The 12,137-nt window shown below is 66.5% G+C and carries 8 protein-coding genes; 4 read left to right on the top strand and 4 right to left on the bottom strand.

Annotation, left to right across the window (positions count from 1 at the left end):
• The first annotated feature begins 11 nt into the window (after positions 1-11).
• The 3 genes from CAL13_RS18030 (at position 12) to CAL13_RS18020 (ending at position 3,749) form a co-directional block, all read left to right on the top strand.
• Positions 12-1,109, top strand: coding sequence for a TRAP transporter substrate-binding protein (locus tag CAL13_RS18030; RefSeq protein WP_086073141.1), 1,098 nt, complete (start codon positions 12-14; stop codon positions 1,107-1,109).
• Positions 1,110-1,119: 10 nt separating this feature from the next.
• Positions 1,120-1,713, top strand: coding sequence for a TRAP transporter small permease subunit (locus tag CAL13_RS18025; RefSeq protein ID WP_086073140.1), 594 nt, complete (start codon positions 1,120-1,122; stop codon positions 1,711-1,713).
• Positions 1,714-2,087: 374 nt separating this feature from the next.
• Positions 2,088-3,749, top strand: a complete 1,662-nt coding sequence (locus tag CAL13_RS18020; RefSeq protein WP_086073139.1) for a TRAP transporter large permease — start codon at positions 2,088-2,090, stop codon at positions 3,747-3,749.
• A gap of 53 nt (positions 3,750-3,802) precedes the next feature.
• Here the strand turns inward: CAL13_RS18020 and CAL13_RS18015 are convergent, their stop codons facing one another.
• The 4 genes from CAL13_RS18015 to CAL13_RS21290 form a co-directional block, all read right to left on the bottom strand.
• Positions 3,803-7,735: a hypothetical protein gene (locus CAL13_RS18015; protein ID WP_086073138.1), complete on the bottom strand. Its 3,933-nt coding sequence runs from the start codon at positions 7,733-7,735 to the stop codon at positions 3,803-3,805.
• A 134-nt stretch (positions 7,736-7,869) separates the two neighbouring features.
• Positions 7,870-8,511, bottom strand: coding sequence for an AMP-binding protein (locus CAL13_RS18010; RefSeq protein WP_232467851.1), 642 nt, complete (start codon positions 8,509-8,511; stop codon positions 7,870-7,872).
• Between the two features lie 260 nt (positions 8,512-8,771).
• Positions 8,772-10,991: a sensor histidine kinase gene (locus CAL13_RS18005; protein WP_198297862.1), complete on the bottom strand. Its 2,220-nt coding sequence runs from the start codon at positions 10,989-10,991 to the stop codon at positions 8,772-8,774.
• Positions 10,984-11,466 (bottom strand): hypothetical protein, encoded by a 483-nt coding sequence (locus CAL13_RS21290; protein WP_157664895.1) that lies wholly within the window; start codon positions 11,464-11,466, stop codon positions 10,984-10,986. Before CAL13_RS21290 ends, CAL13_RS18005 begins: the two co-directional genes overlap by 8 nt.
• Here CAL13_RS21290 and CAL13_RS18000 point away from each other — a divergent pair.
• Positions 11,465-12,133 carry a (2Fe-2S)-binding protein gene (locus CAL13_RS18000; RefSeq protein WP_232467694.1) on the top strand — a complete coding sequence of 223 codons (669 nt, stop codon included), beginning with the start codon at positions 11,465-11,467 and terminating at the stop codon, positions 12,131-12,133. The two genes, CAL13_RS21290 and CAL13_RS18000, sit on opposite strands and share 2 nt — an antisense overlap.
• The last annotated feature ends 4 nt before the right edge of the window (positions 12,134-12,137 follow it).

Raw genomic sequence — 12,137 nt, 5'->3', positions numbered from 1 at the left:
AGACACCCGCAATGCAACGCCGTTCGTTCCTGAAAAACGCCGCGTTGGGCGCGGCCGCCGGTAGCGCCACGCTCGCTTCCCCGGTTTTTGCCCAGGACGCGCCCACCATCCATTGGCGCCTGGCATCCAGCTTCCCGCGCAGCGCCGACGCCATCTACAGCGGCGGCGAAAACCTGGCCAAGTACGTGGGTGAAGCCACCGGTGGCAAGTTCGCCATTCGCGCTTTTCCCGCAGGCGAGATCGTACCGGCCCTGCAGGTGCTCGATGGCGTGCAGAACGGCACGGTGGAATGCGGTCACAGCGCTTCGTATTACTACTTCGGCAAGGACCCGGCGCTGAGCTTCGACGCGGCGGTGCCTTTCGGCCTGAACACGCGCCAGATGAACGCCTGGATGCGCCATGGCAACGGCCTGAAGCTGATGCGGGACCTGTTCAAGAACTACAACATCGTCAATTTTCCCTGCGGCTACACCGGCACCCAGATGGGCGGATGGTTCCGCAACGAAATCAAGACGGTGGACGACCTGAAAGGGCTGAAGTTCCGCGTGAGCGCCTTCGCGGGCGCGGTGCTGTCGCGCCTGGGCGTGGTGCCCCAGCAGATCGCGGGTGGCGATATCTATCCCGCCCTGGAAAAAGGCACTATCGACGGCGCCGAGTGGATCGGGCCCTACGACGACGAAAAGCTCGGCTTCAATAAAGTCGCGAAATACTATTACTTCCCGGGCTGGTGGGAAGGCACGCTGCAGGTGTCCCTGTACGTCAACCAGGACGCCTACAACAAGCTGCCCAAGCACTATCAGGCCGTGCTGGAGCAGGCCGCGGCGGCTGCCACCAACGACATGATCGCGAAGTATGACGCCGAGAATCCGGCCGCGCTGCGGCGGCTGATCGCAAATGGCGCGGTGCTGCGTTCGTTCCCGAAGCCTGTCATGGACGCGTGCTACGCCGAGTCCTTGAAGGTTTACAAGGAGATGAGCGAGAAGAGCGCCATGTTCAAGAAAATCTACGACGACATGGTGGCCTTCCGCGACAACGAGATCCCGTGGTTCCGAGTTGCCGACGGCAGTTACGACGGCTACATGGGTACGATTCCACGCGACGGAAAGTAAGCGAGCTGTGATGAAGGCTTTACTTGCCTTATCGCGTCTAATCGACGCGATAAACCTGCGCGTGGGCCGCGCGGTGACATGGGTGACGCTGCTGGTGGTGCTGGTCAGCGCGGGCAACGCGGTGGTGCGCAAGGTATTGCATACCAGTTCGAACGCCTGGCTGGAGCTGCAGTGGTACATGTTCGGGGCCATGTTCCTGCTGGCCTCGGGCTATACCCTGCTGAAAAACGAGCACGTGCGGGTGGACATCCTGTCCGCGCGCCTGTCGCGCCGCAAGCAGATCTGGATCGAGATCTTCGGCGTGCTGTTTTTCCTGCTGCCCGCCTGCGTGCTGATTCTGGTGCTGTCCTGGCCGGTGTTCACCGAGTCGTGGCTGACCAACGAACAGTCGTCGAATTCCGGCGGCCTGGTGCGCTGGCCGGTCAAGCTGCTGATTCCGGTCGGCTTCACGCTGCTGGTGCTGGCCGGGATCTCGCACCTGATCAAGTGCGTTGGCTATCTGCTCGGACGTTGCGAGGATCCGATGCGGCGCGATGTCGCGAAATCGGCCGAGGAAGAGCTGGCGGAAGAAATCGCCCGCGAGGCCCAGTCCAGAGGCGTGTAAGGCCCACCCCCGAAGCGCTGACGCGCTTCCCCCTCAAGGGGGCGGGGGTAGGCCCACCCCCGAAGCGCTTCCGCGCTTCCCCCTCAAGGGGGCGCGCCTGCGGACCGGCGGAGCCGGATCCGCGGCGCCCCGATGGGGGCCTGGTTCTTGTGGGACGGGGTGGGGTTGCGAGAGGTGCGTTTCGGAGGGGCTGCGTTTCGTCGTGCAGGTGCGGTGGTGGGGTGGCGAAACGGGTTCTGGTGGGGCTTGTGCGAATAGATCGGATTTGTGCGGCGAACCTGCGCTTTGGGGCGGCGCTGGCGGATCGGCGGGGCCGGTCGCGGCGTCGTCGGGCGCGGCGCGGGGCACTGTGTAGCACCATGGATAACTGAAAAATGGAATTCTTCATCGCCAATCTGGCGCCCATCATGTTCGCCACGCTCGTGGTGTTTCTGCTGCTGGGGTTTCCGGTGGCCTTTGCGCTGGCGGCCAACGGCATTCTGTATGGATTGATCGGAATCGAGCTGGGGCTGCTGACGCCGGCGCTGTTCCAGGCGCTGCCGCAGCGGGTGTTCGGCATCATCTCCAACGACACCTTGCTCGCGGTGCCGTTTTTCACGTTGATGGGGCTGGTGCTGGAACGCTCGGGCATGGCCGAGGACCTGCTGGAGACCATCGGGCAGTTGTTCGGCACCGTGCGCGGGGGGCTGGCCTTCGCGGTGGTGTTCGTGGGCGCCATGCTGGCGGCCACCACCGGGGTGGTGTCGGCTTCGGTGATCTCGATGGGGCTGATCTCGCTGCCGATCATGCTGCGCTACGGCTATGACCGGCGGCTTGCCAGCGGGGTGATCGCCGCCTCGGGCACCTTGTCGCAGATCATTCCGCCGTCGCTGGTGCTGATCATCCTGGCCGACCAGCTGGGCCGGTCCATCGGCGACATGTACCGCGCCGCGATGGTGCCGGGGTTTCTGCTGGCCGGCGCCTACATTGTGTATGTGGCCATCATGTGCCTGATCAAGCCGTCCTGCGCGCCGGCGCTGCCCGAGGAGGCGCGGCGCTTTCGCGAGGCCAACGGCACGCGCGGCGGGCGCTCGCTGCTGGTGCTGATGGCGATCTCGGTGGCCGCGGCGTGGCTGATGGGCCGCTGGCTGGAGAACGATGCGGCGCCGATGGACGAACGGATCGTGGTGAGCCTGCTGCTGTGGGGTCTGACCGCCTTTGTCATCGCCATCGTGAACAAGGTGCTCAAGCTGGGGCTGCTGTCGGCGCTGGCCGAGCGGGTCACCTTCGTGATGATCCCGCCGCTGTTCCTGATCTTCCTGGTGCTGGGGACCATCTTCATCGGCGTGGCCACGCCCACCGAGGGCGGGGCGATGGGCGCGGTGGGCGCCATCGTGATGGCGCTGATCCGCCGGCGCCTGTCGCTGGATCTGCTCAAGCAGGCCATGGACACCACCACCAAGCTGTCGTGCTTCGTGGTGTTCATCCTGGTCGGTTCGACGGTGTTCGGCCTGACCTTCCGCGGCGTGAACGGCGACCTGTGGGTGGAGCATCTGCTGACCGGCCTGCCGGGCGGTCAGTGGGGCTTTCTGATCGTGGTCAGCGTGCTGACCTTCGTGCTGGCCTTCTTTCTGGACTTCTTCGAACTGGCCTTCATCATCGTGCCGCTGCTCGGGCCGGTGGCCGACAAGATGGGCATCGACCTGATCTGGTTCGGCGTGATCCTGGCGGTGAACATGCAGACCTCGTTCATGCATCCGCCCTTCGGCTTCGCGCTGTTCTACCTGCGCTCGGTCGCGCCCAAGGATCCTTACCGCGACAGGGTGACGGGCCGCACGATCGCGCCGGTCACCACCGGCCAGATCTACTGGGGGTCGGTGCCGTTCATCGTCATCCAGCTGCTGATGGTGGCCGCGGTGATGCTGATGCCCGCCATGGTGATGCACTACAAGGGCGACCAATCGCAGATCGACCCGTCCTCGGTGAAGATCGATGTCCAGGGCGGGTATGGGACGAGCGTGTACGGCGACGGCGATCCCGGCGCAGCGTTCAAGTAAGGGACGCGCCCGCGGGCGCCTCGGCGAGGCGGCCCGCGCGCGTTCGTCGGCCGTTATGCCGGCGAAACGAGCGGGCTGGGCGAGCCAGGCGTCAAGCTGCTCGATGCGCTCGAAAGCGCCCGGTGCAGAAGCCGGGTGTCTTGCGGGATAAACACCGCATCGACGTCGGGAAGCGTCCACTCGCCTCGGGCCGCGGTAGCAACCATCGCGGCGGTGCGATTGCTCCAGAATTCTTCGCAATCCGGCACGCGGGCGCGCGTGCAGGTAAGGGGATCCCGAATGACCAGCCACACGCCTTCGCCGTCCTGCTCTATCGCGTCGAGCATGACCATTCTTCCGTTTCGGTGAAGGATGCAGGGCCCATGCTGGGACAGGGACTCCTTCAAGCGCTTCATCGCTTCGTCATGTCGTACGCCCTTGAGCGGCAGCCGGTATGGCGCCGCGCGCAGACGTCGCGCCAGCGATGCGAGCAGGCGGTTGATCGCCGTTTGCGGGGTGGCGTCGCGCGGGCCGCTGGGGCTGGTGCGGCGCAGCTCGTCCAGCACTTCCCGGCGCGGTTTCGCCTGTGACAAGAGCATCTGTTCACATGCATGCGCGTCGCCTGCCAGGGTCGGCGCGGCGAACAGATAGGCGCCGTCGGACAGCGGATAGACCCCGCCCCAGTGGGCAAGCGAGGCGATGCGCTTGCCGTCCTCCAGAAAGGACACCGTCCCCGTGCCATCGTTCAAAGCGTATCCGGCAAGCACCTTCGCGCCATTCAGCTGCGAAAAGTCGGCCATCATGTCGGTCGCCCGCAGCAGCTCCGGGTCGAGCAGGCGCGAGTATCCGCGGATGAAACAGCCATCCGCGACGAATCCGCCGGGGAAGCGGCGGATTCTGCCGTCCGGGCCTTTTATGAAATGGTCATCCAGCGACCGGGCGATCAGCCCTGGGTATTGCGCGCGCACCGCATCCGGGTAGTGCCAGACATTGAGCGAAGCGGCGTTGTAGCTCGCCGCCAGGAAGCGGTGTGCAATCTCGTGGCTTTGGCGGGTCATCGCCGCGTCTTCCGCGCGTGCGCGACGGCGGTGCCAATAAGCGCGGATGGCGTTGATGGGATTGCCGCCGCCTTTCAGCCCGGGTCGTTCCGCGAGGCGCCAGACACCGGTGAGCCGGTCGTGGACGATGCGCACGCCGGCATGCCGCGTGGCAGGGCCCGGGACGTCGACGACCGTCCAAACCGTCCTGCCAGGCGTCGATGCAGCCCGGTCCCGGAGAAGCTCCAGATAGTCGCCCCCGACGCGCGCGTAGATGCGGTCGCCGAGCGCGAGCGTGCCGTCTTCGCGCATCGGCGTGCGGGTCAGGGCGTCCAGCACCTCGCGTTCTCGAACGTGGTGACGTTGCAGAAGATCGACGGGCAATGAGGACTGCAGCTTGCCGGCGCGGTCTGGCAGCAGCAAAGGGCCGACCGGTTCCAGCGTTTCCGGGTTGAACTGGACGTAGCCGTCGTCTCCATGACGTTGCAGGGGCAGCGCCGCCCCGCGCCCGTCTTGCGCCGTGAGATAAAGCGGCGTGTCGGCAAGCGCGATATCGTCCGCAGCGCCGGCGGGCGGCGCCGCCCGGGTCGCGGACGCCGCAGATTCCGACTGAGAAGCAACGACCCAACGCCCGTCCTCGAAGTCCGCGCCAGCCATGCGTTGCCCGGCTTGCCAGGCGTGCTGCGCGATCGCCGGATGCGTGTCGGCAAGCTGGGCGGCGGTGCGCATGGCGTCATCGACTCCGGCACGGCCCATCATGTCCGCGGGGCTCAGCCACACATAGGGGTGCGGCACGGAATCACGCGCCAGCGTCGCGGCCAGCGCGGCAGCCTGCCGGCCGAGCGTGCCGGCGAATTGCCCCGCCCGTCGCGACGCCAATATCAGGCCCGTGCGCAAGCCTTCATTGCGCCATCCGGCCAGCCCGGCCTGCAGGGCGGCCTCGGCGGCGCGCGCCGCGGTCATGCCGGTTTTGATTCCTTCGCCAATGCCGGGCAGGAAGGCGGCCACATCGAGCAGCCCGGAAAGCACCGCGCCGGCCAGGTCGCCGTTCCGTATCGCCAGATAAGCGCCCCGGAAGGGGACGAGTCCACGTTCAATTTCCTTCAGCGTCTCGGACGCGCTCTGTCCCGCTGCGGCGGCGCGTGCACGCTCGATGCGGGACGCCAGCGCCGGGGAAAGCCAGGCGGATAGGTCGTCAAGCGGTCCTTGCGCCAGGGCGTCCACCGCGATGGCCGTTTTCTGATGATCGATGAGCGTGCGGGGCGTGGCGCCTGCCGGCGGCGCGGGCGGTGCTTGCCGCGCATACCCTTCGAACAACAATCCGGTATTGCCGGATGCCCACGTGCGGATGTCCAGTCCGGGTGGAATCGGTACGGCCGTTTCTGTTCCGGGGTCGAAAATGGCGCGGCTGCGTTGAGCGCCGCTTTCGATGTCGACGATCAGCCACTTGCTGGAACGCTCGTCCAACAGGACGGCGCCTGCGCCCGGCATGGGCGGCGGGTTTAGGATCCGGTAGCGCTGCAGGCGGACGGTGTGGACCGCCACACGGGGCGCCGAAGCGTCGCCCTCGCCGGCGGGCGCCGTGCCCGGCGATGCGAGCCAGTTCCCGATGCGGCGCACCAGATAATTGCAGGCTGCTCGTTTGTAGCTGTCGAAGCGGCGCTCGAACTCGGTGCGCAAGGATGGCGGCAGTTTGGCCAATACCTTGTCCGGGTCGGGACGCGGATCGTCGGCGTCGCGCCGCAGCGCTTCGACGTCCGATGCCGACAGCGTATCGCGGTCGACGTAGTAGTCGCGGATGGCGGTCCGGTACGACGCAAACAGCAGAGGGAGTTCCAGCTTGAAGGGACCCCATGCCGCGGGCAGGATCCAGGTCTTGACCTCGATCTGCCGGTCCGCATCGATACCGGCCTGGGTGAGCAGGTCCGTCGCCAGGGCGCTGCGGGACAGTCCCCCCAGTTCGTCAAGCAGGGGGAACTCGGCCTTGAAGTGCGACATCACGAATTGCCGCAGCTGTGTCAGCGGGTGCTGGATGTCGCCGCCAGCCAGATGCGCCGCGTCGATAGCGCCGGCGGCCTGCGCCATTCGCAGCAGCGCCTGCGTGGAAAGATTGCTATCGGGATCCGTCATGGCGGCCTGCCCGAGCGCAATGACGTCCCCGATGCCCGGGGCGGGCGGCAACGCCAGCTCCCGCGACAGCGCAAGGCCCATCCACAGCGTCGCCCATTGACGGCTGCCATAACGGATGTCCGCAGGCGGCGGCCTGAGCCCCAGTGTGGGGTCCGCAATAAGGGCGTCGCACAACGCCGGCGCGAGCCAGCCACGCTGAGCCGGCGGTACGCCCGTGGCCCGCAGCACCGCATCGATGCGGCCCGCCAATGCGGCTCGAGCCGCCGCGATACTCATCGCCGTGCCGTTGCGCACCACGCCGTGCTCGATGTAGACGCCGCCATCGCTGCCCGCGCTGGGGGACAACTCGATGTCCCAATGGATGTCCCGCGTCAGGCTCATCGCCAAATGCCCTGCGAGAAACCGTTTTTGGCCCGCGCTCATTGCGTGCGGCTGCGCGTCGGCCGGGTAAAGCCCGCTTGCGCGAGCAAGGGCGTTCATCACCGTCTCGTCGTTTTCCAGCGGCGTGCATGGCGTGTAGCCGGTGGCTTGCAGCCGCAGGAAAGCGTCGGCCAGCCGATCGGCCCAGCGCGGCGCCGGCGGCGGCGCAGCGACGTGGCCCGGCGTGTTTCTGCGGGACCGGATCGGCGTCCGTGTCTTGCGCTGCCAATGTGATCCGGCGGCATGCGCGCCGCCGCGATCTTCCGCCGGCTGCGCTGCGGCGGGTGAGTGGCCGTCGGCGGGTAGCGGAAGCGGCGCAGCGAGTGCGATCGCCAGGCCGTCGTCGATATGCGGGGGATGATTCGCGTCGGCCGCGGGGCTGACCGCGTCGCGGGCCGAAGCTGCAGGTGTGACTTGCATGGCGCTCGCACGGATGGCATGAATTGCAGGACGCGATCTGTGCCTGGCCGGCCTGCACGGTTCCTCCCGCCCTTGCGCAGGACGCCGACACCGCAGCGCGCCTTGCGAAGCGGATGACGGCACGGTCTTTCGGTTCAGGCGTGAGCCGGCGCCTTCGCGGACAGGCCAACGATGCTGCCTGCCATGCGCAGCGCGGTCGCGCCATGTGCCTGGGCGTCGTACGGGATGGCGTCGGCCTCGGCAAGAACCATGGTGGCGCCGCTTGCGATTCGCCATAGGCTATGCCACAGCGAGGGCGGCGGGCAGGCTCCCGGCGCCCATGCCACGCACTCCGCGCAGCCGTCCGCAGGAGCCTTCTCAACGGCTGGCGTGGCGCCGGTTGCGCCAAACGGCAAAAACGATTCGGGGTGCCGGCCATCGGCCCTGCAGGCCAGCAACGCCTCGATGGGCAGCACGGGCCCGCTGAACAGATGCCGGTGTTCCCTGTTGCTGATGACGTAACGCGCTCCGGTGTCGGCAATCCGCTGCGCGAGCCACTCGCGGCCGCGTTGCAGATCGAGAAGCGCGCAGCTTGCATCGCACTTGGCGATGCCAAGCACGGCGGCCAACCAGGGGATCGATGCTGGCAGGCCGATGCCCAAAGGCGTGCGCGCCCGTACGCCATGATCCCGCAATCCTGCCGCCACGCGTTCCGATGCGGCCCAAAGTTGGGCGTACGTGCAGCACGCCGGACCGTGGCGTATCGCTGTGCGAGCCGGGAAGGCGCGGGTCGTCATGGCCAAGCGCGCGACGACCTCCTGCGCGGTCACATCGGTCGGTTCGGGGTCGGTGGCGGCGTGGTCGTTTCGACACGCCTTTCCAAAGGGCGAAACCAGCATGGGGGGTATGTCCATCATCGCGGGCGTACGGCAGTCTCCCGGTCTGGCGCCAGCGATGGCGGTGGATAGACCGTCGAGCGGGGGCAGAGATTAGAGAGACGCCAACAGCGCCGGACGACGACGGCCGCGAATTCGGACGGATCCCGAAAACCTGAGCGTCACGTTATGCCAAGTAGCGCCAGCCGCTGCAGACACTCCATATCGAAGTTGTCGACGCACTGGTCGACAGCGCGATAGAACGCTTCGTACTGCGGATGGTGCTGCCGCGTTTCAGCAGTCCACTGCTGGATTTCCGAAAGCTCGCCCTCGCGCGCCAGTTTTGCCAATGCCAGCCGGGCGGCCAGCGGCGGCGCGGCGATGCCCTGTGTGCCGCCGTCGCGGGCCGCTACGTGATGGATCGGCCGCGTGACGATCGGCGTGGCATCGGCAACGGCGATCGGCAGGGTGATGGCGAAGCGATTGCCCAGTTTGGGGCTGCTGTCGAAACGAAGCGATCCGCCCATGCCGTGCACGATCCGATCGGCGATGAAAAGGCCCAGCCCGGATCCGGCATCGCGGTGGCGCAGCTGCCGGAACGCCGAAAAAATCTCGGCTTGATGCTCGACGGGGATGGGTGTCCCATCGTTGGTGACTTGAAGCATCAGTTCCGCGCCGTCGTCACGCTGGTTCACCCCGGCCTCGAAGCACACCGTCCCGTCACGAGTGAACTTCGCCGCATTGCCGAGCAGGTTCAGGACGGCCTGCCGCGTACGTTTGGCGTCCAGCCGCACGACGGCTGGCAGCTGCGTTGCGGGGATGTACCGGAAGGCGTTGCCCTGGTGGTTGCAGAGGGAGACCCCGAAGCGTGCAAGCTCTTCGAGAAGCGCTGGAAGCTGTACGTCTCCGGCCGAGATGTCGAAAGGCTGCAAATCGTATTCGGCATACGCCAGGATTTCGTCGATCAGGCTGAATTGGTAGTTGATGCTGCGCTCGATCATGTCCAGATAGGACTCCTGCTCGGGCCGGGCAGTCTGCCGCAGCAGCCGCGCGTAGCCGCTTATCGTCGCCAGCGGCGCGCGCAGGTCGTGCCCCACATAGCCAAGCACCAACGTCTGCTGAGGGGTGGCCAGGTGGCCGGCCTCATCCCGAGGCGCAACTGCGGCCGGCGTTGCTGGCGGCACCTGCGCATGCGGCGGCGCCGCGTCCCGTTCCAGGCTGCCGGTCTCTTTTGCTGCAAGCTGCTTGTTTCCCGGCGCGACCCGCTGGCTTTTGCGCCGGTGCGTTGCCCATAGCGTTAGAGCCACGGCGCAGGCGAGCATGCTGAATAGCGCGACGGGCGGCGTCCCCGCCTGTGGCAGTGCCGAAGGAATCAACCACGGCGAAGCGCCGGGCAGGTGCAGCGACATCCCCGCGGCGTGCGCCAGGAGAAGGACGGCGGCGGCCGCGAGCAGGATGGCGCCGTTGCGCGACAGCCTGGCCGTTCCGAGCGCCGATGTCATCAAGCAGATACCCATGACGACGGTAAGCGCCAGGGTCGCCATGCTCAGCACCGCAACCGGCAGGAAGTGTGTCGGCACGATGCATATCACGAGCAGCGCGGCGATGACGCCATAGACCTTCCTATGACCAGCCGGCAAGCCGGCGCGCTGGCCCATGGCGTAAACGAACATCGCCGTCAAGGCCGCGCCAATGGCGTGAATCACCGTTTCCAGGCGGTAGGTCCAGCCCGACGCCATGGACCAGAACACGGGTTGAATGTACGCGCGCGATGCGGCCTCGCTCAAGGCGATGGTGACGCAGATGCCGCCGAACCACAGGAACGCCCTGCGATGCGACGCCGCGAAAAGAATGAAGGCGCAGATACCCAACGCCGCGATGCTGCTGGTCAACACGCCGCCCAGGATGTTGTCGGAGGCGCGCGCGGCAACGAACGAACCCGGCGTGTAGAGTGCGGGCTCCAGTCGGATGGGAGATGCGCTTTCGATTCTTATCCATACCGCCACCGCCTCGCCGGGAGCCGCAGTGAACTGCGCGGCGGGGTAGCCCGTGGCGCCGTCCTTTTGCAATGCGGGGATCATCGTTCCCGCCGGGAAATGACGCCATTGGCCGTCCTGCTGGAGATAGAAATCGACCTGTTCCAGATTCGGAGGGCCGCCCACCAGTATCAGCGCGTGCGGCGCCTTGGCGGCATTGACGATCTCGGTGCGCAGCCACCATGCCGATCCCGAATAGGCGCCAAGGCGGCGCATTTCCTTCAATGGCCGGAAGCGGTGCGGGTCGCTTTTTTCGATGGCGAGGATGTCGGCCAGGGCGAGCCGCCCGTCGCGGTCTTCGTAGACCTGGGTATATGGCCGCAGCGAAATGGGCGCCGCCGAATCGACGGCCGGATAGTCAACCACCGGCGATGCTTTGGACGGCGCCGATGCGGATCCCGCGCAGAGCGTGATCGCTGTGATCGCCAAGATCGCAAACCGCTTCAAGTTGACCTGCATGTAGGTTCGGCGTCACCGCCAGCAGCGCGCGGTGCTCCCATTTCTGCTGCATTGAGCCACTGTGGCTACCCCTGAAGGACGGTACATACTGCATGAAATCGAACGGCCGCGCCAGTCTTGGAAAACGGCAAAAAAGGTGTGCGCCGGCCTTGGTTCGCCGGGACGATCGAACGCCAAAAATGCGGTCGAAAAGGTGGGAAATATGCGGCAATAAAAATGCGGGGTTGGCTGCGTTCGCATCCATGTGCGCGAGTAATTTTTGTAGTCCGGAACGCAGTTGCGCCACAGGCCGGCGTGGGCGGGCCGGGCGTGCCAAGTACGAACTGGCGGGCACGAGTTTTGCCGGATCGCCTATCGCACTTGTTCCAGGAGAGACGTTCATGAACCGTTCCATCCCCACGTCGTCGACGCCGCAGCAGGGCGGCGTCGACGGCTTGCCCCGCCCGGCCCGCAGATCCTTTCTGGCGGGCGTCGGCGCCGCGGGTCTGTCTGCCAGCGCCGCCGCCCATTTGAACGTGGCCGCCGCCGGCACGCGCGCGGCGGCCGACGCGCCTGCCGCAGGCAAGGCCGCCCCCAGCCCGCCAGGAACGATTCCGACGCGGCTGGTGGTCAACGGAGAAGCGCATCAGCTCGATCTGGATCCCCGCACGACCTTGCTCGACGCGCTGCGCGAGCATCTGCACCTGACGGGTACCAAGAAGGGGTGCGATCACGGCCAGTGCGGGGCCTGTACCGTGCACGTCAACGGCCGGCGAGTGAATGCCTGCATGAGCTTCGCCGCCACGCACGAAGGGGACACCATCACGACGATCGAAGGCCTGGGGCAACCCGGCAACCTCCATCCGATGCAGGCCGCGTTCGTCGAGCACGATGGCTATCAATGCGGCTACTGCACCTCCGGGCAGATCATGTCGGCCGTCGCCATGTTGAAGGAACCCTGGGGGACGTCGGACGCCGACGTCCGGGAAGCCATGAGCGGCAATATCTGCCGTTGTGGCGCCTATCCGAATATCGTGTCCGCCATTCAGGACGCGCGGCGCAAGGTCTAGGAGG

The organism is Bordetella genomosp. 9, assembly GCF_002119725.1.
Classification (GTDB): domain Bacteria; phylum Pseudomonadota; class Gammaproteobacteria; order Burkholderiales; family Burkholderiaceae_B; genus Bordetella_C.
The sequence above is the reverse complement of the archived record's forward strand: the minus strand, read 5'-3'. Positions and strand labels throughout refer to the sequence as shown.